General features: G+C 62.7%; 23 protein-coding genes. 9 read left to right on the top strand and 14 right to left on the bottom strand.

Annotated features, from left to right (window positions below; genetic code table 11):
* Positions 1-24: 24 nt before the first annotated feature.
* The 5 genes from J5M73_RS03185 to J5M73_RS03165 all read right to left on the bottom strand — a co-directional run bounded on the left by J5M73_RS03185 (position 25) and on the right by J5M73_RS03165 (position 3,478).
* Positions 25-597: a DUF6162 family protein gene (locus tag J5M73_RS03185; RefSeq protein WP_060844244.1), complete on the bottom strand. Its 573-nt coding sequence runs from the start codon at positions 595-597 to the stop codon at positions 25-27.
* Entirely contained in the window at positions 594-932 is a 339-nt protein-coding gene (locus tag J5M73_RS03180) for a hypothetical protein (RefSeq protein WP_102860965.1), read from the bottom strand. Before J5M73_RS03180 ends, J5M73_RS03185 begins: the two co-directional genes overlap by 4 nt.
* A complete protein-coding gene (locus J5M73_RS03175; protein ID WP_060840346.1) occupies positions 932-1,471 on the bottom strand; it encodes a hypothetical protein in 540 nt (179 codons plus the stop codon). The genes J5M73_RS03180 and J5M73_RS03175 overlap by 1 nt, the downstream gene beginning before the upstream one ends.
* A complete protein-coding gene (locus J5M73_RS03170) occupies positions 1,468-2,691 on the bottom strand; it encodes a PepSY domain-containing protein (RefSeq protein ID WP_060840345.1) in 1,224 nt (407 codons plus the stop codon). The genes J5M73_RS03175 and J5M73_RS03170 overlap by 4 nt, the downstream gene beginning before the upstream one ends.
* A gap of 319 nt (positions 2,692-3,010) precedes the next feature.
* Entirely contained in the window at positions 3,011-3,478 is a 468-nt protein-coding gene (locus J5M73_RS03165) for a VOC family protein (RefSeq protein ID WP_207166315.1), read from the bottom strand.
* A gap of 282 nt (positions 3,479-3,760) precedes the next feature.
* On the opposite strand from J5M73_RS03165, the gene J5M73_RS03160 reads away from it, so the two are divergent.
* The 3 genes from J5M73_RS03160 to J5M73_RS03150 all read left to right on the top strand — a co-directional run bounded on the left by J5M73_RS03160 (position 3,761) and on the right by J5M73_RS03150 (position 6,507).
* Positions 3,761-4,984, top strand: a complete 1,224-nt coding sequence (locus tag J5M73_RS03160; RefSeq protein ID WP_207815024.1) for an SfnB family sulfur acquisition oxidoreductase — start codon at positions 3,761-3,763, stop codon at positions 4,982-4,984.
* A 4-nt stretch (positions 4,985-4,988) separates the two neighbouring features.
* Positions 4,989-5,654 carry a methionine ABC transporter permease gene (locus tag J5M73_RS03155; RefSeq protein ID WP_102860970.1) on the top strand — a complete coding sequence of 222 codons (666 nt, stop codon included), beginning with the start codon at positions 4,989-4,991 and terminating at the stop codon, positions 5,652-5,654.
* An 82-nt stretch (positions 5,655-5,736) separates the two neighbouring features.
* The gene (locus tag J5M73_RS03150; protein ID WP_115580601.1) at positions 5,737-6,507 is read left to right on the top strand and encodes a MetQ/NlpA family ABC transporter substrate-binding protein; all 771 of its coding nucleotides are present in this window, start codon (positions 5,737-5,739) and stop codon (positions 6,505-6,507) included.
* A gap of 90 nt (positions 6,508-6,597) precedes the next feature.
* On the opposite strand, the gene soxR is transcribed toward J5M73_RS03150, so the two are convergent.
* On the bottom strand, positions 6,598-7,071 hold the full coding sequence (soxR, locus tag J5M73_RS03145; RefSeq protein WP_102860972.1) for a redox-sensitive transcriptional activator SoxR: 474 nt from the start codon (positions 7,069-7,071) through the stop codon (positions 6,598-6,600).
* 108 nt (positions 7,072-7,179) lie between these two features.
* On the opposite strand from soxR, the gene J5M73_RS03140 reads away from it, so the two are divergent.
* Positions 7,180-7,542: an antibiotic biosynthesis monooxygenase gene (locus J5M73_RS03140; protein ID WP_102860973.1), complete on the top strand. Its 363-nt coding sequence runs from the start codon at positions 7,180-7,182 to the stop codon at positions 7,540-7,542.
* Here the strand turns inward: J5M73_RS03140 and J5M73_RS03135 are convergent.
* From J5M73_RS03135 to msuE, 4 genes are all read right to left on the bottom strand, one after another.
* Positions 7,539-8,639, bottom strand: a complete 1,101-nt coding sequence (locus tag J5M73_RS03135; protein WP_102860974.1) for a sigma-54 dependent transcriptional regulator — start codon at positions 8,637-8,639, stop codon at positions 7,539-7,541. The genes J5M73_RS03140 and J5M73_RS03135 overlap by 4 nt on opposite strands.
* A gap of 24 nt (positions 8,640-8,663) precedes the next feature.
* The gene (locus tag J5M73_RS03130) at positions 8,664-9,851 is read right to left on the bottom strand and encodes an acyl-CoA dehydrogenase family protein (RefSeq protein WP_207815016.1); all 1,188 of its coding nucleotides are present in this window, start codon (positions 9,849-9,851) and stop codon (positions 8,664-8,666) included.
* Between the two features lie 134 nt (positions 9,852-9,985).
* A complete protein-coding gene (gene ssuD, locus J5M73_RS03125; RefSeq protein ID WP_102860976.1) occupies positions 9,986-11,125 on the bottom strand; it encodes an FMNH2-dependent alkanesulfonate monooxygenase in 1,140 nt (379 codons plus the stop codon).
* A 9-nt stretch (positions 11,126-11,134) separates the two neighbouring features.
* Positions 11,135-11,698: an FMN reductase gene (gene msuE / locus J5M73_RS03120; RefSeq protein WP_102860977.1), complete on the bottom strand. Its 564-nt coding sequence runs from the start codon at positions 11,696-11,698 to the stop codon at positions 11,135-11,137.
* 399 nt (positions 11,699-12,097) lie between these two features.
* On the opposite strand from msuE, the gene J5M73_RS03115 reads away from it, so the two are divergent.
* The 4 genes from J5M73_RS03115 (at position 12,098) to J5M73_RS03100 (ending at position 16,320) form a co-directional block, all read left to right on the top strand.
* Entirely contained in the window at positions 12,098-12,358 is a 261-nt protein-coding gene (locus J5M73_RS03115) for a hypothetical protein (RefSeq protein WP_207815014.1), read from the top strand.
* Between the two features lie 103 nt (positions 12,359-12,461).
* Entirely contained in the window at positions 12,462-13,076 is a 615-nt protein-coding gene (locus J5M73_RS03110) for a LysE family translocator (protein WP_102860979.1), read from the top strand.
* Between the two features lie 210 nt (positions 13,077-13,286).
* Positions 13,287-14,456, top strand: coding sequence for an aminotransferase class V-fold PLP-dependent enzyme (locus tag J5M73_RS03105; protein WP_207815012.1), 1,170 nt, complete (start codon positions 13,287-13,289; stop codon positions 14,454-14,456).
* A gap of 55 nt (positions 14,457-14,511) precedes the next feature.
* Positions 14,512-16,320, top strand: coding sequence for an aminopeptidase P family protein (locus J5M73_RS03100; RefSeq protein ID WP_102860981.1), 1,809 nt, complete (start codon positions 14,512-14,514; stop codon positions 16,318-16,320).
* A 71-nt stretch (positions 16,321-16,391) separates the two neighbouring features.
* Here the strand turns inward: J5M73_RS03100 and J5M73_RS03095 are convergent, their stop codons facing one another.
* Positions 16,392-16,985 (bottom strand): 2-hydroxychromene-2-carboxylate isomerase, encoded by a 594-nt coding sequence (locus J5M73_RS03095; RefSeq protein WP_102860982.1) that lies wholly within the window; start codon positions 16,983-16,985, stop codon positions 16,392-16,394.
* Positions 16,986-17,020: 35 nt separating this feature from the next.
* Complete coding sequence (locus J5M73_RS03090; protein WP_102860983.1) at positions 17,021-17,761, bottom strand: SDR family oxidoreductase; 741 nt, start codon at positions 17,759-17,761, stop codon at positions 17,021-17,023.
* 92 nt (positions 17,762-17,853) lie between these two features.
* Between J5M73_RS03090 and J5M73_RS03085 the strand changes: the two genes are divergently transcribed.
* Positions 17,854-18,423 (top strand): TetR/AcrR family transcriptional regulator, encoded by a 570-nt coding sequence (locus J5M73_RS03085; protein ID WP_102860984.1) that lies wholly within the window; start codon positions 17,854-17,856, stop codon positions 18,421-18,423.
* 9 nt (positions 18,424-18,432) lie between these two features.
* Here the strand turns inward: J5M73_RS03085 and J5M73_RS03080 are convergent, their stop codons facing one another.
* Both J5M73_RS03080 and rhtA read right to left on the bottom strand, forming a co-directional pair.
* Positions 18,433-18,714, bottom strand: a complete 282-nt coding sequence (locus J5M73_RS03080) for a hypothetical protein (protein WP_102880366.1) — start codon at positions 18,712-18,714, stop codon at positions 18,433-18,435.
* Positions 18,715-18,872: 158 nt separating this feature from the next.
* The gene (rhtA, locus tag J5M73_RS03075; protein ID WP_102860986.1) at positions 18,873-19,760 is read right to left on the bottom strand and encodes a threonine/homoserine exporter RhtA; all 888 of its coding nucleotides are present in this window, start codon (positions 19,758-19,760) and stop codon (positions 18,873-18,875) included.
* Between the last annotated feature and the right edge of the window lie 351 nt (positions 19,761-20,111).

The raw sequence follows: 20,111 nt of genomic DNA, 5'->3' as shown, positions 1-20,111 counted from the left end.
TTCTCTCGGGTGAATGCAAAAAGATCAGTGACGATGCTGGCGAGTCACCCCGGCATCGAATTGCGCGACCACCTGTTGCCAGCCGGCGGCGGCCAGCGTCGCGTCGCTGAGATCGACCGGCACGGCGACGGATGGGGCGCGGTTGAGCCAGATGTCCACCTTGGCCTGATTCTCGGTGTCCAGGCGCATCAGGAAGGAGCCGGCCACTTGCGGGTTCTGGCTCAGGCCCAGGTAGGCCTGGTCCTGCAATTGCCAGGCATGGCCGCCGCGACTCACCGAGCTGGCGTCCTGGGCGAAGGGGGCGAAGCCTTCCTCGGCCAGTTGCTCCGGGCTCGGCAGCGTCTGGCTTTCGGCCTGCAGCAGATGGATCTCGTCGAGGGTCACTCGCAGGTCGGCGTAGATGCCCTGTTCGCCGGCGCTCAGATCGCGGCGGGCGTCGAGCTGGTGGCTGGCGACGCTGGCGGTTTCGACTGTTTCGCCGCGCCACAGCACCACGCTGCCGGCGACACACAGAATCAGCAGGCACAGCAACAGGACGTAGAGGGTTTCGTGACCGGCGCCGGCGGGGCGCACGACCTGGGTGGTGGCAGGAGTCATGGGGTCTCGATATCCGCTTGGTCGATCTCGACCACGTGGCCGGGGCCTGCATCGAACAGCACGTAGAACTCGCTGGAAGGCTTCTTGAAGGTCAGGGTCGAATCGCTGCCGAGCTTGCCCGGCACGAGGATGGTTTCGTCGTAGCCGATCACGTCCAGGGTCACTCCCGGCGCGCCGCTGCCGTCGGAAAAACCGCCGGTGCAGCGGATCTGCTCGGCGTCGATGGCCTTGCATTCGCACATCGGGTTGTGGGCCAGGGCGCTGTGGCTGAAGGCTGCGCCCAGCAGCAACAGGGCAGCGGCGCCGAGGCGCCGGGTGGATACTGCGCGAATCATCATTTGCCTCCTTGTTTTTCGAGCCAGGCCACGGTGGCGGGGGACGCCTGGCTCAGGGGAATGGATGCCTGGTGCATGCTGCCGTCCCAGCCTTCCAGGGTGATCCACAGCTCAGCGTCGGCTTTGGTCTTTTCCGGAATCGGCAGGCTGGCCCCCATGCGGTACGGGCTGCCGAAGAAGATCACCCCGGCGGCCCGCAGGCTGCGAGGTTTGCCGATGCGCAGGTAGGTCGCCTTGACCGGTTCGATGCAGGCCTGGCACAGGGCAGCGTTGAAGCTTTTCAGGTAGCCGGCGGGGCCATCGCTGCGGGGCGCTTCGTTGCGCATCTCGGCCAGACGCAGGCTCCAGGGGCCGACCTGGATTTCACCGATCTCCCGTTCCCCCAGGCCGCTGTCGCCGCGAAACAACGAGGCATCGGCGAGGTACTTGGGCATGAAGCCCAGGGGGATCAGCAACAGCAGGATGTTCAGGTGAAAGCGCCATTTATGCCAAAGCCGGCTCAGCTGCGAAGGCGCGGTTGCGCTGTGGGTCTGGCTCACGGGTGGCTCTCCGAAGTTTCGATGCTCATGGCCGGGGTGGGCGTCGGCACGGGTTTGCTCGCGGGACGCGCCCGGGCGGCCTTCTCCTCACGCTTGAGGGCGTTGGCGGTGGCCAGGGCGGTGCGCTTGGTCCAGATCAACAGCCCGCTGAGGACCATCATGCTCAGCACCAGGCCGAAGAAGAACCAGATCAGCTTGACCCAGATCCCGCCAAAATCTCCGGTGTGCAGCGGGCGCATGGACTCGGTGACGAACTCCAGGGTGTTGCGGTCCCCCAGCAGGTGAGAGGTGTCCAGGGAGCCGGTGTAGGGGTTGATGTTGGCGGTCTGGTACATCAGCGGGTACCAGCCACGACCGCCTACGTACAGGTGGCTGTAGGCATTGCTTGGCAGGCTGACGAAGCTGATGTCGAAACCGGGGATCTTCTGGGTGGCGATGCCGATGGCCTGGTCCAGGCCGATCATCGGCGCGGGGCTGCCATCGGTGGTGGTCGGCACCTGCTCCCGGGCGATGACCGGAACAATGGGTTGGCTGGAAATGCTGATGTGGTTGTCGGCGAGCACGGCCTCGATCAGGAACCAGATGCCGGTGATCGAGATCACCGTGATAAACCAGATGGACCAGATGCCGCTCAGGCGGTGGAAGTCGCCCCAGAAGATCCGTGCCCCATGGCGCAGGCGCAGGGTCGGCTTGAGAAAGCCCTTCCAGAACTTCTTGTAGACCACCAGCCCGGTGATCAACGAAATCAGCAGCGGCAGGCCGAGGAACGACACCAGGTACCAACCCCAGCTGTAGCCGTTGGTGAAGGGCACCAGCCACCAGCCATGCAGGGCCCGGGTGAAGCCCTGGAAGTCGAACACTGGGCTGGTGCCCTGGATCGCCCCGGTGTAGGGGTTGACGTACAGCGTTGGGGACCGGCCGTCCGGGTAGCTGACGCTGACACTCAGGGCGAAATGGCTTTCGTCCGGGGTCACGATGGTATCGATGCGGGTGCTGGGGTCGGCCTGCTTGATGGCCGCCACGATCTGGTCGTAATTGAGCGGCTGGGCATCATCGCTGGGTTTACTGGCTCGGATATCCGGATTGGCCAGCCATACGATCTCCTGGCTGACCACCGCCAGGGTGCCGGTGACACAGACGATCAGCACAAAGAACCAGATGGGCAGGGCCAGCCAGCTGTGCACCAGAAACCAGATTTTTGAACGGGACTTCTTCGACATGGAGTGGGCGTCTTGATTCGAGGAATGGAGCGGCACTGGAACCCTGGGCCGAGCCCGGCGCAAAGGTGCCGGGCATAGCCTTGGCCAACGCGGCCTGCTGCATCTAATTAAGACGAATGAGAATCGTAAATCCTGAAAGGCGATATGAAAGTAAATGTTACGAAGCCAGGGAAGCCCCGTAAAAATGGGTTTTTTCCTGGGCTTTGGGTTTGTGCATCAGGGGCGGCTGATCGGTGTAGGCGCTGGCTGGCCAGCGAAGGGGAGCCTGAGATCACCTTCGCCGGCAAGCCGCTCCTAGGGTCTTGGGCGCCAGGGCGGGTCAATGGGGTTGTTGCTGGAACATTTCCTGCGCCCGCCGGCTGATTTCCTCGGTACTCAGGTCTTCCTTGCGGCTGGCCAGGAACCACACATGGCCGAACGGGTCACGCAGGCTGCCGCTGCGGTCGCCGTAAAACTGGTCCTTGAGCGCCGACACCTCGGTGCCGCCGACGGCCAATGCCCGGGCGAAGCTGCGATCGACATCTTCCACATACAGATGCAGTCCAACCGACGTCTTGTGGCTGTCCGGGCTTTCCATCGGGGTTTCTTCACAGGGGCTGCCGAGCATGATGGCCGAGCCGCCGATGCGCAGTTCGGCATGGCCCACGCTGCCGTCGGGCATCTCCAGGCGCATGGTTTCCACCGCGCCGAAGGCCTGCTTGTAGAACTCGATGGCCTCGGCGGCGCGCTTGATGCCCAAGTAGGGAGTGACGCCGTTGAAGCCTTCGGGAATGGGTTTGACGCTCATCTGGGTTTCTCCTTGATGTTGTTGTTGGAAACGGGTCCGTCGCTGGATCGAGCAGCGTTCACTCTATACCCGGGAACCTTCGGTGCCGGTGTGGGCTGACGAGGTGTCGTCCAGGCAACAGCGACTCACTGTTGGCCCAACAACAGCCCTCCAGCAATTTGTCTGGCGGCCCGCTGGGCAACCGCCAGGAACGGGCTGTAAGCCCTTGAATTCACTGGGCTGATCTTTCGGCACAGAAGCTGCAATGGCGGGGTGGAACCTTCATTCGCCCGAGAGCGCTGTATGTCTTCATTGCCTGAATCTGCCGTTTATCCCCTGCATACCCCGGCCGCCCATGTGATCCGCGATGGCGCCGAAGCGTTGATCGTGGCCCGGCGCGTGGCTGCCGTCCTGCTGGAGCAGGACGCCGAGCGCGACCGCACTCGTGAGGTGCCGTCGCAGGTGGTCGACCTGTATTCCAACAGTGGCCTGTGGGGCATCAGCGTGCCCCGGGAATATGGCGGTGCCCAGGTGTCCTACGCGGTGCTGGCCGAGGTGATCGCCATCATTTCCGCCGCCGATCCGTCCCTGGGGCAGATCCCGCAGAATCACTACTGCCTGCTGGAAGACATCCGCCTGCAAGGCACCCCGGAGCAGCAGGCGCACTTTTTCGCCCTGGCCCTGCAAGGCCACCGTTTTGCCAATGCGCTGTCGGAAACCGGCGGCAAGAACGTTCAGGACATTCAGGCCAGCATCCGTCGCTCAGGTGAGGGTTATGTGATCAACGGCCGCAAGGGTTACTGCACCGGTTCGCTGTACGCCCACTGGCTGGCGGTGCTGGCCCTGGACGAGCAGGGCCGCGGGCAACTGGCCTTTGTGCCCCGGGGCAGCGAAGGGCTGGTGGTGATCGATGACTGGGACAGCATCGGCCAGCGCACCACGTCCAGCGGCACGGTGCTGGCGCAAAACCTGCTGGTGCCGGCCTTCAACTTGTTCCCCACCTATCGCTCCTATGAAAGCCCGACCCTGGCCGGGCCCTTCGCCCAACTGACCACGGCGGCCATCGACGCCGGCATCGCCCGGGCGGCGTTACGGGACACCATCGCCTTTGTTCGTCAGCACGCCCGGCCGTGGATCGACGCCGGGGTGGAAAAGGCCAGTGAAGATCCACTGACCATCATCCAGGTGGGGGCCCTGGAGATCCGCCTGGAGGCCGCCGAAGCCCTGCTGGAGCGGGCCGGCCTGGCCCTGGATGCGGCGCGTCCGGCACCTGATGAAAACAATGTCGCCCGGGCGTCCCTGGCGGTGGCCAAGGCCAAGGTGCTGACCACCGAGATCGCCATCGAGGCCAGCAACAAGCTGTTCGAGTTGGGTGGCACCCGCTCGACCCTCAAGCGCCACAACTTCGACCGCCACTGGCGCAATGCCCGGGTGCACACCCTGCACGACCCGGTGCGCTGGAAGTACCACGTGGTGGGCAACTGGCTGCTCAACGACATCAAGCCACCGCGCCACGATTGGTCCTGATGCCATGGCCGAGTGGTTCAAGAACATTTATTGGGCCGATATCGCCCAGGCCTGTCTCGACACCCTGAGCATGCTCGGTGCGGCCCTGGGCTTTACCGTGCTATTGGGGCTGCCGCTGGGGGTGCTGCTGTTTCTCACCAGCAAGCGCCAGTTGCATGAAGCCCAGGGCATCTATCGAGTGCTGTCGGTGCTGGTCAACGTGCTGCGTTCGTTGCCCTTCATCATCCTGCTGATCGTGCTGATTCCCCTGACCACCCTGCTGGTGGGCACCTCCCTCGGGGTGCCGGGCACCATCCCGCCGCTGGTGGTGGGCTGTACACCGTTCTTTGCCCGGCTGGTGGAAACCGCCCTGAGGGAGGTGGACCGTGGAGTGGTGGAGGCGACCCAGGCCATGGGCGGCAGCACCTGGCAGATCATCCGCCACACGTTGTTGCCCGAAGCCCGAGGCGGCCTGCTGGCAGCGGTCACGGTGACCGCCATCGTGCTGGTGGACTACACCGCCATGGCCGGGGTGATCGGCGCTGGCGGGCTGGGGGACCTGGCGATTCGCTACGGCTACCAGCGTTTCCAGACCGACGTGATGCTGGTCACCGTGGTCCTGCTGCTGGTGCTGGTGCAGGCCCTGCAGATGACCGGCGACCGCCTGGTGGCGCGCTACAGCCGACGTTGACCCGACGTATTCACAACCTGAAAAAAACCGGCCTCACGTGCGCCCCACGACGGCTCTCCGTATCTGCCTTAGGAGCAACTCCATGAAAAAGACCCTGGCCATGTTGGCCGCTGTGCTGTCCTTGAGCGTGCATGCCAACGAGAAACTGGTGGTGGGCGCCACCCCGGTGCCCCACGCCGAGATTCTCGAATTCGTCAAACCCGAGTTGGCCAGGGAGGGCGTGGACCTGGACATCAAGGTCTTCACCGACTTCATCCAGCCCAACCAGCAATTGGCGTTGAAGAACCTCGACGCCAACTACTACCAGTACCGGCCGTTCCTCGACGACTTCAACAAGACCCGGCACACCGACCTGGTGCCGGTGGTGGGGGTGCACATCGAGCCCTTCGGTGCCTATTCCACCAGGATCAAGCACATTGCCGAGCTCAAGGACGGCGCCACGGTGTCGATTCCCAACGACCCGGTGAACACCGGTCGTGCCCTGGTGCTGCTGCATGAGGCGGGGCTGATCAAGCTCAAGGACCCGAGCAACACCCAGGCCACCCCGCGTGACATCGTCGACAACCCCAAGCACCTGAAGATCCGTGAACTGGAAGGCGCCTTGCTGGCTCGCTCGGTGAGCCAGGTGGACCTGGCGTTCGTATTCGCCAACTACGCCCTGGAAGCCGGGATCGACACCAACAGCGCCTTGATCGTAGAGAAGGGCAAGGACCTGTACATCGAGTTCCTGGTGGCCCGCCCGGACAACCGCAACGACCCGCGGGTTCAGAAACTGGCCAAGGCGCTGAACTCCGACGCTGTGCGCCAATTCATCCTGACCCGCTACAAAGGCCAGATCGCCCCCGGCTTCTGAGTACCTGCTCCCCTTGTGGAGCTGGCTTGCCAGCCAAGAGGCCCGTGAATCCGCCTTCGCCGGCAAGCCGGCTCCTTGGAGGGAGGCCGGCTACGGGGTGTCGATGGTGGCGTCGGGCTCCAGCAGGCGGGCGCCCGGGCCGGCGTCTCCCAGGGCATCTCCGTGGTTGCGCAACGGACACCCTTCCAGGGACAGGCAGCCGCAACCAATGCACTGGTTCAGCCGCTCGCGCAGCAGGCTCAGTTGGCGGATGCGTTCGTCCAGTTCGCGGCTCCACTGTTCCGACAGACGCTGCCAGTCCGCGGCCGTGGGCGCGCGGTCGGCGGGCAGGGTCGCCAGGGCCTGGCCGATCTCTGCCAGGGGAATGCCCAGGCGCTGGGCCACCTTGATCAAGGACACTCGACGCAGCACCGAGCGCGGATAGCGCCGCTGGTTGCCGGCGTTGCGGTTGCTCTTGATCAGTCCTTTGCTTTCGTAGAAGTGCAGCGCGGTCACGGCCACGCCGCTGCGGGCCGAGAGCTGGCCCACCGTCAGTTCTTTGTGGAGGGCGTCGGGTTCGATCATTAAAGGGCACCAGGATGAAAAACAGGCTTGACCTTGACTTAACTAGAGGTTTTACCCTGCAGCGCATTCAATCGCAAGATTCTGTCCGATCGCTGTAAGGAGCCGTTCATGACCGCATTTGAGAGAAACCGCAGTTTCACCCAGTTGATCGAGTTCGAGATCGAACCGCACCAGCAGGAGGCTCTGGTGTCGGCCTTGTCCTTGCAGACCGAGCGTCTGGCCCAGGGCTATGGCGGCTTTCTCAGTGCCAGTGTGCAGGCCAGCGACGACGGTCGGCGGGTGCTCAATTACCTGCAATGGCAATCCCGGGAAGCCGGCGAGGCGGCCTTCGAGCGTTTCGAGAGCGGCGAGCAGGATTTCTGGCAGTTGATCCTGACCCATCAGGCCAAGACCGTGACCTTCGGTTCGTTCCAGGTGCTGAGCAGTATTGCCCGCAGCCAGGACAATGCCTTGCACTGCAAACTGCTCTAGATCGACAACTGCAGGGTGCGTTCGCTGTGGGCGTCCACCGGGCGCCGCTTGTTGACCGCCAGTTCGCCGATCTTGATCAGCCGGGTGCGGGTGACGTTGCGGCTCAGGCCCAACAGGTTGGCGGTGTGCACCTGGTTGTAGTGGCTGAAGCGATAGGCCGCCCGCAGCAGGGCGTCCTCGACCTTTTCATGCAAGGCGCCGGCCTGTTCGGCGAAGAGTTTCTGGAAGGCGCGGTCCAGCAGCGCTTCGGCTGAGTCGTCGTGGCTGGGATGGCTGTCGTCGGCACGCTCGATGCGCATGTTCGACAGGCGCAGGTCATCGCGCTCGATCACGCCGTTGCGGCAGATCAGCAGGGTGTGGTGGATGACGTTTTCCAGTTCGCGGATGTTGCCCGGCCAGCTGTAGCTCTTGAGTTTGTATTCAGCCTCTTTGCTGATGCTGATGCTGCCGTAGCCCAGGCGCTGGCTGTAGGCCTCGATGAAATGCCGGGTCAGGGGCAGGATGTCGCCGGGGCGCTCGCGCAGCGGGCTCAGTTCCAGGCTGACCACGTCCAGGCGGTAATACAGGTCCTCGCGAAAGTGCCCGGCGTTGATGGCCTTTTCCAGTTGCACGTTGGTGGCGGCCAGGACCCGCACATCGATGGGGATGCTTTTGCGCGAGCCCAGGCGCACCACTTCGCGCTCCTGCAGCACCCGCAGCAGCTTGACCTGGATGGCCATGGGCAAATCGCCGATCTCGTCGAGGAACAGGGTGCCGCCGTCGGCCTCTTCGAACCAGCCGGCCTTGGCGCTGAGGGCGCCGGTGAAGGCGCCTTTTTCATGGCCGAACAGTTCGGCCTCCACCAGGGATTCGGAGAAGGCTCCGCAGTTCACCGCCACGAACGGCCGGTTGCGCCGGGCGCTGAGGTTGTGGATATGGCGTGCCACCAGCTCCTTGCCGGTCCCGGTTTCACCGATGATCAGCACGCTGGCTTCACTGGGTGCCACCTGTTGCAGGTGCGCCAGCAGGGCCTGGGATTTCGGGTCCTCGAACACCTGGGCGGTGGCGCGGATCGAGGTCGCCAGGGCGGGCGAAGGGGGTAGGGTCAGCAGCTGCATCGGCACTCTCCGTGAACAATAGGGCTAGGAGTAAAAAGTCGGGGTCGGCAGGGACTGGTTCAGTGCCCAGTCACCCAGCTCGTGAAGCTTGTAATCCAGCGGGTCGTGCAGGGTCTGGGTGCGCAGGTTGCGCCAATGGCGGTCCAGGCGCAGGGAGGCGTGGGTCGAGCGTGCGCCGGTGACTTCGAACAGCCGGCTGCACAGGTCCAGGCCCTGGCGGCTGGCGGCGACCTTGGCGGTGGCGATCGCCGTGGCCAGGTGCCCGCGCTCCTCGGCACTGAGGTTCGGGCCTTTGGCCCAGGCCTGGTCCAGCAGCCCGGCGGCCCGCTCCACCAGCAGGCGGATGCCTTCCAGGGCCACCCAGAATTCGCCGTAGTGGCTGAGGATGTAAGGGTCCTGGCGCACGTCCTGGGCGCTGGACTTATGCCAGACCCGGGTCTCGCTCAGGGTGTATTGCCGGGCTTCCTCGAAGGCGCCTTCGGCAATGCCGAGGAACATGTGGGTAAAGGTCAGCTGAGCGATCATCGGGCGCAGGCAGGCGAACGGGGTGCTCAGCGGGCCCGGGTCCAGCAGCAGTTCCGACTCTTCCACCCTGACCCGTTCAAAGGTGGCGCTGCCGCTGTCGGTCTGGCGCTGGCCCATGTTGTTCCAGTCGTTGTGCAGGGTGATGCCGCTGCGGCCGCTGGGGATGGCGGCGATCAGCAATTTGCCGCCGTTGCTCTCATCCACTGCCGAGGCGATGAGCATTTCCGAATCGCTGGCCCCGGAGCAGAAGCTCTTCTTGCCGGAGAACTCGCGCCAGCCGCCGAGGTTCTTGACCAGGGTGCGGGTGTCCAACGGGTTGAGGGCGTTGCCCCAGAACCAGTTCTTGCGCGCGGTCTGTTCGAACCAGGGTTGCCATTGTTCGGGCTTGGCGAACAGGCGCACGGTGGCCAGCATCAGGTGATGGAAGCCGAAGACGTGGGCGATGGAGCTGTCGACCCGAGCGAACTCGCGGACGATGTTCAGGGTTTCGCTCCAGGGCGCGCCGAGCCCGCCGAACTGGGTGGGGATGCTCAGGGCCAGCAGGCCACTGTGGCGCAGGGCATCACGCTCGGCTTTGGGGGTGCCGCCACGTTCATCGCGTTCGACGGCGGTGAGGGCAAACTCGGCGGTCAGTTGGCGAGCGGTCTGCAAGGGGGACAACAGGGCGCTTTGCGGTTTGGCAGTCACGCGGTGTTCCTCGTGGGTGGCCGTTGCGGCGGCCGGGAAAAGGTACTGCGAGCTGCAGGAGCTGGCTTGCCAGCGAAGAGGGCCGGAAGATCGCCTTCGCCGGCAACCCGGCTCCTACAACAGCTTTGGGGATTTCAGCGGCTGTTGGGCAACACGTCATTGGCGATCATTTCGCCGAACGGCCCGGTCAGGTTGGTCAGACCGCGGCCGGCCAGGCTGGCATAGGGTTCCGGCAGCAGTGGGAACACCAGTTCGGCGAAGCGGTAGGCCTCTTCCAGGTGCGGATAGCCGGAGAAGATGAAGCTCTCGATCCCCAGGTCGGCGTATTCCTTGATGCGCTCGGCCACTTGTTGTGGGTTGCCTACCAGGGCGGTGCCGGCGCCACCACGCACCAGGCCGACCCCGGCCCAGAGGTTGGGCGCGATCTGCAACTGATCGCGGCGACCGCCGTGCAAGGCGGCCATGCGCCGCTGGCCTTCGGAGTCGAAGCGCGCGAAGGATTGCTGGGCGGCGGCGATGGTGTCGTCACTGATGTGTCCGATCAGTTTGTCCGCAGCTTTCCAGGCTTCGTCCTCGGTTTCGCGGACGATCACGTGCAGGCGAATGCCGAACTTCACCTTGCGGCCCTTGCGCGCAGCGCGTTCGCGCACGTCGGCCAGCTTTTGGGCTACCGCCGCCGGAGGCTCGCCCCAGGTCAGGTACACGTCCACCTGATCGGCAGCCAATTCGTGGGCGGCCTCGGAGGAGCCGCCGAAGTACAGCGGGGGATAGGGTTTCTGCACCGGTGGATACAGGGCCTTGGCGTTCTGCACATGCAGGTGCTTGCCCTCGAAGTCCACGGCTTCGCCTTGCAGCACCCGGCGCCAGATCTGCAGGAATTCGTCAGTCACTTCGTAGCGTTCGCTGTGGCTGAGGAAGCTGCCGTCGCCACGGTTCTCGTCCGGGTCGCCACCGGTGACCACATTGATCAGCAGGCGGCCGTTGGACAGCCGGTCCAGGGTGGCGGCCATGCGCGCGGAAACAGTGGGGGAGATGATCCCCGGGCGAATCGCCACCAGATAGCGCAGGCGCTCGGTCAGCGGCACCAGGGCCGAGGCGATGACCCAGGAGTCTTCGCAGGAGCGTCCGGTGGGAATCAGCACGCCGTGATAGCCCAGGCTGTCCGCAGCCTGGGCCACTTGCTTGAGGTAGTTGAGGGTGACCGGGCGGGCGCCCTGGGCAGTGCCCAGGAAGTGGCCGTCGCCGTGGGTCGGAAGAAACCAGAACACATCCATGACAGGTCCTTAAGCGATTTTCAGCAGGTTTTTCGGGTGAGCGCCAAACAGCGGCGCGGCCCGTTCGGCGGCCAGCTGGATGCGGGCTTTCAACAGTTCGCTGGTGATCTGGTAATGGCTGAAGTCGGCTTCGGTGGCGTACACGCCGATCGGCAGGGTCAGGGCCTGGAAGAAACTGAACAGCGGACGCAACTGGTGATCCAGCACTAGGGCGTGGCGCTCGCTGCCTCCGGTGGCGGCCAGCAGCACCGGGGTATCGATCAAGGCGTTCAGGTCGATGAGGTCGAACAGGTGCTTGAGCAGGCCAGGGTAGGAGCCGCGATAGACCGGGGCGGCAACGATCAACAGGTCGGCGTTTTCGATGGCCTGGAGCTCGGCCTCGACCTCGGCGGGCAGTTCCTGGCGCGACAGGGCTGCGCCTAGCGGACGGGCAATATCGCCCAGTTCGATGAGGTGGCTGTTGATCGGCAGGTGCCCGGACAGTTCGTCCAGCAGGGCCTGGGTCAGCACCAGGGTGCGGGACGGGCGCCAGGTTCCACCGGAGAGGGCAACGACGTTCAAGGGACGGGACATGATCGGTTCCTTTTTAAACAGTGGCTCTACGAGCAATGGCAGGTGTCCTGGATCGGGAGCAAGAGCTGTACCAACCCGTTAAAGCCTTGTATTACGGGGCTTTCCGGCGATCCGGTGCGGATTGGCTGCTGTTGCGCAGGCACTGTTTTGTTGATCGACTGTTGCCGGATGAACAGTTGCCAGGGCAACAGTTGGGCAACGCAATGCAGCTGTTATAAAGGCTTGCTGTTATTCCTCAAAAGAGCTTGTTTCCATATTTATAGGTCTTTATGGAATATGAGGGGTGGCTGCCAAGGCCTTGGAACGGTCAATAGCGACTATCGAGCTGGATGATTTTTGCCAGTGCCGGTGCGGGAGTAGCCTTTGTTCATTGTTCGCAACCCGCTCCTGGTGCTCGCCATGAAGGCTTCCTCCGTTGTTCTGTCGATGTTGGTTTTTAGCGTGCTGGCCGGCTGCGCCAGCCCGGGCACTACTGAGCTGCGTCCCTACACGGCCGAGGAAACCCGCGAACTGGCGCTGGAAGCCTTGAATCGCCGCGGCTTGTCGTTCGATGAGTACCAGCAGAAAAAGGCCGAGCTGCTTGGCCGTCCTGCGGCGTTCGATCACCAGGGCGAGATGAGCGCCCAGCGCAATATCAGTCGACACCATCCGGCCAGTTGAAGAGAACTGTACGGGTCGAAGTTTTGCGTAACTGTCCGTGGGTTTCAGGCAGGCCCTGAGTTAGGGTCGAGGCCTGATCGCCCTTGCCCAGGACCTTGCATTCATGACCCTTTCCGTTGACCTGCTGTTGGCGTTCGCCCTGTTTGCCCTGGTCACTTCCATCACGCCCGGCCCTAACAACACCATGTTGCTGGCCTCGGGGGTGAACTTCGGCTTCAACCGTTCCATTCCTCATATCCTGGGCATCAGCTGCGGTTTTTTCGTTCTGGTGCTGGCGGTTGGCCTGGGCCTGGGGGCGGTGTTCGAGGCTTATCCGTTGCTGTACAGCGTGCTGCGATATGTCGGAGCGGCGTACCTGCTGTACCTGGCGTGGAAGATCGCCCGTTCCGGGCCCATGTCCGAGGAGCAGCAGGGCCAGGGGCAACCTTTGGGGTATTGGGGGGCTGCGGCGTTCCAGTGGGTCAATCCCAAGGCCTGGGTGATGGCGGTGGGGGCCATCAGCACTTACACCCCGCTACAGGGTTATTTCACCAATGTGCTGGTGATCGCGGCGGTGTTCGCTTTGATCAACGCCCCTACGGTCAGCCTCTGGGCCGCGTGCGGCAGCTTGCTGCGCAATGTGCTGCGCAACCCTCGCTGGCTGCGCCTGTTCAATCTGGGAATGGCCGGATTGCTGGTGATTTCCCTGGCGCCCTTGCTGCTGGAAAACATCAGTTAAGCGGCGCTTCAACGCGTTGCCCCGAGCCTGTTAAGCTGCGTCCCAGGAGCGTTCCTACGCACTTTTAAACGAAGGTGTTCTTCTTTAACTGCATCCGATCGCGTATTGCTCAGTGCCCGCTGTTGACGCGCCGTTCTTGTACGGCGCGCTTGTGCATCATCTTCTCTGAGCCAATGCCGATCCTGGAACAAGCTCTGCGGGTCTTCAGTCATGAACAAGCGTCCTCTTTATTTCGACTACGCCGCCACCACGCCGGTGGATGAGCGGGTCATCCAGGTCATGCTGGAATGTCTGGGTTTCAACGCCAATTTCGGCAACCCGGCGTCCAGTTCCCATGCTTTTGGCCAGGAGGCGCGGCGCAGTGTCGAGCGCGCCCGGCAGCAAGTCGCACAGTTGGTGGGGGCGCAGCCGGAGCAGATCGTCTGGACTTCCGGCGCCACCGAATCCAACAACCTGGCGCTCAAGGGCGTGATGCAGGCTCGGGGCCTGAGCGGTGGGCACATCATCACCAGCCAGATCGAACACAAGGCGGTGCTCGACACCGCCCGCCAGTTGCAGGAAGCCGGCGTGGCGGTGACCTATCTGGTGCCCGACGCCGACGGGTTGATCACCGCCCAGGCGGTCAGTGAAGCCTTGCGCGACGACACTTTTCTGGTGTCGTTGATGCTGGTCAACAACGAACTGGGCACCCTCAACGACATCCCGGCGATTGGCCAGGTGGTGCGTGAGCGAGGTGCGCTGCTGCATGTGGATGCGGCCCAGGGTGCCGGCAAGGTGGCGATTGATCTTGGGCGCTGGCCGGTGGACCTGATGTCGTTCTCCGCGCACAAGGTGTATGGCCCCAAGGGCATCGGCGCGCTGTATGTCGGGCCGCGGGCGCAGCAGCGGCTGCTGGCGCAGATTCATGGTGGCGGTCACGAAGGCGGATTGCGTTCCGGGACCCTGGCCACCCATCAGATCGCCGCCATGGGCGCGGCCTTTGCCCTGGCGGGTGAGTTGTTCGAGGAAGAAACCGCGGCCATCGTCCGTCTGCGCCAGCGACTGCTGGAGCAACTGGCGGGCATTGCCGGCCTGCGCTTGAATGGCAGTGTCAGCCAGCGCATTCCCCATACCTTGAGCCTGACTTTCAGCGAGGGGGGCTTCGATTCGGCAGCTCTGAGTGCGTCCCTGGCGTTTTCCGCGACCTCGGCCTGCAATTCGGCAAGCAATGCGCCTTCCCATGTGCTGCTGGCATTGGGGCACGATGCATTGCAGGCCAGTCGCACCATTCGCTTGAGCCTCGGGCGTTTTACCACCGAGGAGGATGTGGATCGCGCCGCACAATTGATCAAGGCGTCATGCGCCACTGCTCCGGCGTTCTGGGCCGGAGCCCAGTCTTGAAGGTCGAGTGATCTCGATCTTCCATAACAATGAATAAGCCGGTTAAGGAGACACAATGAGTACCCAGCCTTCGACCCAGGGAGTGGTCCCCCAGCGCTTGGCGCACGTCCGTCAGTTGATGAGCCGCGAGGGCATTCATGCCTTGTTGGTGCCGTCGGCCGACCCGCATCTGTCGGAATACCTGCCGGGTTACTGGCAGGGGCGCCAGTGGCTGTCGGGCTTCCATGGCTCGGTGGGCACGCTGATCGTGACCGCGGATTTTGCCGGGGTCTGGGCCGACAGCCGTTACTGGGAACAGGCCAGCAAGGAGCTCAAGGGCAGTGGTATCGAACTGGTGAAGTTGCAGCCGGGCCAGCCTGGCCCCCTGGACTGGCTGGCGGAGCAGACTCCGCAAGGCGCGGTGGTGGCGGTAGATGGCGCGGTGATGGCTGTGGCCTCGGCCCGCACCCTGAGCGCCAAGTTGCAGGAGCGCGGAGCCCGTCTGCGGACCGACATCGATCTGCTTCAGGAAGTGTGGAGTGATCGTCCCGCGTTGCCGGATCAGCCGGTGTATCAACACGTGCCGCCGCAGGCGACGCAGAGCCGGGTGGAGAAGCTCGGCAAGCTGCGGGAAACCCTGAAGGAGCGTGGCGCGGATTGGCATTTCATCGCCACCCTCGACGATATCGCCTGGCTGTTCAACCTGCGGGGGGCGGACGTTTCGTTCAACCCGGTGTTTGTGTCCTTCGCCTTGATCAGCCAGCAGCAGGCCACTTTGTTCGTGGCCTTGAGCAAGGTCGATGACCCGCTGCGTGGGGTGCTGGAGGCGGATGGCGTGAGCCTGCGGGACTATTCGGAAGTGGCGGCGGCGCTGCGCGCAGTGCCTGAAGACGCGACCTTGCAGATTGATCCGGCACGGGTCACCAGCGGCCTGCTGGACAATCTGCTTCCCGGGGTGAAGCTGCTGGAAGGGCTCAATCCCACTACCTTGTCCAAGTCGCGCAAGAGCCTGGCGGACGCCGAGCACATTCGTCAGGCCATGGAGCAGGACGGCGCGGCCCTCTGTGAGTTCTTCGCCTGGTTGGAGAGTGCCCTGGGGCGTGAACGAGTCACCGAGCTGACCATTGATGAACACCTGACCGCCGCCCGTGAGCGGCGTCCGGGTTATGTCTCCCTGAGTTTCAATACCATTGCCGCATTCAATGCCAATGGGGCGATGCCTCATTACCACGCCACGCCTGAAGAACACGCGGTGATCGAGGGCGATGGCCTGTTGCTGATCGACTCCGGCGGCCAGTACCTGGGCGGCACCACCGATATCACCCGCATGGTGCCGATCGGTACACCAAGTGCCGAGCAGAAGCGCGATTGCACCCGAGTGCTCAAGGGGGTTATCGCCTTGTCCCGGGCGCAGTTCCCTCGGGGCATTCTTTCGCCGCTGCTGGATGCCATCGCTCGTGCGCCGATCTGGGCCGAAGGCGTGGATTACGGACATGGCACCGGGCATGGTGTCGGCTACTTCCTGAATGTGCATGAGGGGCCGCAGGTGATTGCCTATCAGGCCGCACCGGCGCCGCAAACCGCGATGCAGCCGGGGATGATTACTTCCATCGAACCGGGGACTTATCGTCCCGGGCGTTGGGGGGTGCGGATCGAGAATCTGGTCTTGAACCGTGAGGCAGGTACGACCGAGTTTGGTGAGTTCCTGAAGTTTGAAACCCTGACGTTGTGCCCGATCGACAGCCGTTGCCTGGAACCGTCGTTGCTGACTCAGGATGAGCGCGAGTGGCTCAACGCTTATCACGGTGATGTTCGCCGGCGCCTTAGTCCGCTGTTGCAAGGGGCGGCGCTGGAGTGGTTGCAGGCGCGCACTGCGGCGATCTGATGCAAGGCCTCACCCGCGCAACGCGGGTGAGGTGGCTGCGGCGACTCAAGCGTCGCCGCAGATGCTGGTGGTCACTTGCTCAAGGCTTCCCGGACGAAGTCGAGCCGATCCTGACCGAAAAACAATTCCTCACCCACGAACATGCTGGGAGCACCGAATACTCCCCGCTGCAAGGCCTGTTCGGTGTTGTTCCTGAGAGCGGTCTTGACGTCCTCGGCATTGCTCAGGTCGAGGATCTGCTGTGGGTCGAAACCGCCTTGTTCCAGGACCTGGGCGACGCTGGCGGCGTCGTTGAGGTTGCGTTTGTCGACCCAGAGTGCGCGGAACAGGCAGTCGATGAAATCGATGAAGCGTTCCGGTAAATGCATCTGCACTCCGGTCGTGGCGCGCATCAGCAGCAGGGTGTTGATGGGGAAGTGCGGGTTGAAATTGAGCTCCACCTGATAGCGCTGGGCGAAGCGCGCCAGGTCCTGCAGCATGTAGCGGCCTTTGGCGGGGACGCTGATGGGGGATGCGTTGCCGGTGGTCTTGAAGACGCCGCCCAGCAGCATGGGTTGGTACACCAGTTGGCTGCCGGTCTGGGCACAGATCTTCGGCAGTTGGGTGTAGGCCAGGTATGAAGTCGGGCTGCCCAGGTCGAAGAAGAACTCCACCTTTTTATTCATGATGCAGATTCCCTGATTGTTGTTATGGAAGGGGATTACCAGCGTTCGTTCCAGGGACGCAGGTCCAGTTCGAAGGTCCAGGCATCACGGGGCTGGCTGTGCAGGTACCAGTAGTTCTCGGCGATATGCTCGGGGTTGAGGATGCCGTCCTGATCCTTGAGGGCATATTTCTCGGGAAAGCTGGTGCGGATGAAGTCGGTGTCGATGGCGCCGTCGACGATGATGTGGCCGACGTGGATGTTCAAGGGCCCCAGCTCCCGGGCCATGCTCTGGGCCAGGGCGCGGATACCGTGCTTGGCGCCGGCAAAGGCGGCAAAGCCCGCAGCGCCGCGGACCCCGGCGGTAGCGCCGGTGAACAGGATGGTGCCGCGCTTGCGGGTGACCATGCGCTTGGCCACCTCGCGGGCATTGAGGAAGCCCGAAAAACAGGCCATCTCCCAGATCTTGAAGTATTTGCGTGCGGTTTCCTCAAGGATGCTGCAGGGCACGTTGGCGCCGATGTTGAAGACGAAGGCTTCGATCGGACCGATCTGGGTTTCGATTTGTTCGATCAGTGCCACCACGTCTTCTTCTTTACGCGCATCGCAGGCAAAACCATGGGCTTGGCTACCGGTTTGCTGGATGGCCTCCACCAGCGGCTGCAGTTTGTCCGCGCTGCGTCGGGTCACGCAGGCAGTAAAGCCTTCTGCGGCGAAACGCTTGGCAATGGCACCACCGGTGGCATCACCGGCACCGACCACCAGTACGACTTTGTTCTTGTTCGAGGCTGTAGTCATGGGAGGCTCGCTATTGGGTAAACGATCGTTAACTAAACGAACGTTATGCTATGATTTTTCTGTCGTCAAGCGAGCAGGGGAGTCCATCAGGAATGCGTTATTCAGTCGGCCATAAGCAGGAAACCCGTGAACGCCTACTGCAGAGCAGTGCCACCCAGGCCAAGAACAACGGTTTTTCTACTGTCGGTGTGGATGCGTTGATGAAGGCCATCGGCCTCAGTGGCGGGGCTTTTTATACGCACTTCACGTCCAAGGACGAGTTGTTCGGTTCCATCGTCGAGCGCGAGTTGAGCCAGAGCCTGGAGCGCCTGGGCGGTGAGGGGCGGCAGAATCAGGCAAAGCTGCGGCGCTGTCTGAAGCAGTATTTGAGTGTGGCGCATCTGCAGCAGCCGGGAGCGGGCTGTGCGTTGCCAGCGTTGGGTGCGGAGATTGCTCGGGGCAGTGTCGAAGTCCGACAGGAGGCGCAAGACTGGATCTGCCGTTTGCATCAGGCTTGGGCGCAGACTTTAGGTAGCGACAGCCTGGCCTGGTCGATTCTGTCGCAGTGTGTCGGCGCGTTGGTGGTGGCGCGAATGCTGGTGAGCCCGAGTATCCAGCAGCAGGTGCTGGCGTCGAGCCATGAACAGATCATTGGGCAGCTGGAAGGGCTGCCCGAAGATTGAACGGTGCCACTATTTGCAGATGATGATCATGCTGCGGCTGGTGTAACCGGCTGGGTTCAGGCCGAAGGGGTAATCCCCCGGGTCCTCCACGGCATCACCAGATTTGGCGATCACCTTGTAGCCTTTGGGGCCGCAGGACTGGGTGGCCTTGGTGTAGCACTTATCCCAGGAAGAAGACAAACCCGAGCAGTTGATGTGGAGTCCTTTCTTACCCCGTTTGACTTCAGTTTTCGCGGTCGCAGCGCAGCCTGCAATGGCAAGTACGGCCAACATTATCAAAAATCGTTTCATCCCCGTCCTTATCGCTAGCCCCGGATCTAACGCCCGAGTGTGACTGCATTAGCTATGGTCTTTTGCGTTTGCGATATCCCTGTCTGACAACTCCATGGCTGACGTTGAGTAGCCGACTAAACATGGCCTAATTGAACGGCAATTACCAGAGTTGAATCTCAATCAACCGCAACTAATGGTTTGGACTCGCGGCGCATGGTCAGGGTTGCCCCTACGGAAGCAAGGATGATGCAGGCGATGGCCATCCATTGCGCGAGGGAAAGGTATTCGTGCAGGAATAGCAGGCCGGAAAGTGCACCGAAAGCGGGTTCGATACTCATCAGGGTGCCAAAGGTGCGCGCGGGCATGCGAGTCAGGGCGACCATCTCCAGACTATAGGGAAGCGCGGTAGACAAGATGGCCACGCCCAGGGCTACGGGGATCAAGGAAGGTGTGAGTAGTGCGGCGCCGGCGTGGACGATGCCAATAGGAGCGACGAAGAGTGCCGCGATCATGACTCCCAGGGCTGCGGTCTGGATACCGTTTTCGGCCCCGGCCTTTTGCCCGAACAGGATGTACAGTGCCCAGCAGACTCCAGCCCCGAGTGCGTAGCCTGCGCCCACTAGGTCGATGGCGGTTTCGGTAGCTCCAGTGGGAATCAGCAGTAGCAGTCCGACGATGGCCAGGGCGATCCACAGGAAGTCGATAGCCTTGCGTGAGGCGTAGATGGCCACCGCCAATGGGCCGGTGAACTCCAGAGCGACAGCGATTCCCAGGGGCACGCTTCTCAGGGACATATAGAAGAGGAAGTTCATCCCGCCCAGGGCCATGCCGTAGACAATCACGGTGCGCAGCGTGTTGGCGGTGAACTTGGCGCGCCAGGGCCTTAATAGAAGCAGCATGATGATGCTGGCGAAGATCAGGCGCAGGGTGGTCGTGCCTTGGGCGCCAACGACGGGGAACATGCTCTTGGCCAGGGAGGCGCCTGATTGAATCGAGGCCATGGCAATGAGCAGTAACCCCACCGGAAACAAGGTCGAGGCAAGGCTGCGCGGTTGGTCGTTCATGCGGAGAGTCATCCAGAGTCTGAGGGGAGGAGCGCGTGGGTCATGATGCTTAACTAATGCTCAATGAGCAATATAGTGCGCAAAGTCTTTTTTGCGCCTCTATATAGACGCTGCCGGCAGGGCTTTTTGCGTTGAATCATAGAAAATGCAAATTAAGTGTTGACGGCAGATTCTACAGGTCTATAATTCGCCCCACTTCCGGCGCAGTCGAAACGGAAAACTCCTTGAGATTCAACGAGTTACGCGGTTTTCGGCAGCGGTTGCGCTTCAGTTCATCGAAGCCAGAAGCAGTTGGTAAGGCAGTGTGTTTTCGCCTTATTAACGATTCGATCCTCTCGGTCGAAAGCGGTT

The organism is Pseudomonas sp. 50_B, assembly GCF_017491625.1.
Lineage (GTDB): Bacteria > Pseudomonadota > Gammaproteobacteria > Pseudomonadales > Pseudomonadaceae > Aquipseudomonas > Aquipseudomonas danubii.
Note: the sequence above shows the minus strand (reverse complement) of the source record. Positions and strands in the feature narration are given on the sequence as shown.

Excerpts from the sequence above, each read along its gene's own strand:
- J5M73_RS03185 (WP_060844244.1), bottom strand. The coding sequence starts at position 597 with ATGACTCCTGCCACCACCCAGGTCGTGCGCCCCGCCGGCGCCGGTCAC.
- J5M73_RS03180 (WP_102860965.1), bottom strand. The coding sequence starts at position 932 with ATGATTCGCGCAGTATCCACCCGGCGCCTCGGCGCCGCTGCCCTGTTG.
- J5M73_RS03170 (WP_060840345.1), bottom strand. The coding sequence starts at position 2,691 with ATGTCGAAGAAGTCCCGTTCAAAAATCTGGTTTCTGGTGCACAGCTGG.
- J5M73_RS03165 (WP_207166315.1), bottom strand. The coding sequence starts at position 3,478 with ATGAGCGTCAAACCCATTCCCGAAGGCTTCAACGGCGTCACTCCCTAC.
- J5M73_RS03160 (WP_207815024.1), top strand. The coding sequence starts at position 3,761 with ATGTCTTCATTGCCTGAATCTGCCGTTTATCCCCTGCATACCCCGGCC.
- J5M73_RS03155 (WP_102860970.1), top strand. The coding sequence starts at position 4,989 with ATGGCCGAGTGGTTCAAGAACATTTATTGGGCCGATATCGCCCAGGCC.
- J5M73_RS03150 (WP_115580601.1), top strand. The coding sequence starts at position 5,737 with ATGAAAAAGACCCTGGCCATGTTGGCCGCTGTGCTGTCCTTGAGCGTG.
- soxR (WP_102860972.1), bottom strand. The coding sequence starts at position 7,071 with ATGATCGAACCCGACGCCCTCCACAAAGAACTGACGGTGGGCCAGCTC.
- J5M73_RS03140 (WP_102860973.1), top strand. The coding sequence starts at position 7,180 with ATGACCGCATTTGAGAGAAACCGCAGTTTCACCCAGTTGATCGAGTTC.
- J5M73_RS03135 (WP_102860974.1), bottom strand. The coding sequence starts at position 8,639 with ATGCAGCTGCTGACCCTACCCCCTTCGCCCGCCCTGGCGACCTCGATC.
- ssuD (WP_102860976.1), bottom strand. The coding sequence starts at position 11,125 with ATGGATGTGTTCTGGTTTCTTCCGACCCACGGCGACGGCCACTTCCTG.
- msuE (WP_102860977.1), bottom strand. The coding sequence starts at position 11,698 with ATGTCCCGTCCCTTGAACGTCGTTGCCCTCTCCGGTGGAACCTGGCGC.
- J5M73_RS03115 (WP_207815014.1), top strand. The coding sequence starts at position 12,098 with ATGAAGGCTTCCTCCGTTGTTCTGTCGATGTTGGTTTTTAGCGTGCTG.
- J5M73_RS03110 (WP_102860979.1), top strand. The coding sequence starts at position 12,462 with ATGACCCTTTCCGTTGACCTGCTGTTGGCGTTCGCCCTGTTTGCCCTG.
- J5M73_RS03105 (WP_207815012.1), top strand. The coding sequence starts at position 13,287 with ATGAACAAGCGTCCTCTTTATTTCGACTACGCCGCCACCACGCCGGTG.
- J5M73_RS03100 (WP_102860981.1), top strand. The coding sequence starts at position 14,512 with ATGAGTACCCAGCCTTCGACCCAGGGAGTGGTCCCCCAGCGCTTGGCG.
- J5M73_RS03095 (WP_102860982.1), bottom strand. The coding sequence starts at position 16,985 with ATGAATAAAAAGGTGGAGTTCTTCTTCGACCTGGGCAGCCCGACTTCA.
- J5M73_RS03090 (WP_102860983.1), bottom strand. The coding sequence starts at position 17,761 with ATGACTACAGCCTCGAACAAGAACAAAGTCGTACTGGTGGTCGGTGCC.
- J5M73_RS03085 (WP_102860984.1), top strand. The coding sequence starts at position 17,854 with ATGCGTTATTCAGTCGGCCATAAGCAGGAAACCCGTGAACGCCTACTG.
- J5M73_RS03080 (WP_102880366.1), bottom strand. The coding sequence starts at position 18,714 with ATGAAACGATTTTTGATAATGTTGGCCGTACTTGCCATTGCAGGCTGC.
- rhtA (WP_102860986.1), bottom strand. The coding sequence starts at position 19,760 with ATGAACGACCAACCGCGCAGCCTTGCCTCGACCTTGTTTCCGGTGGGG.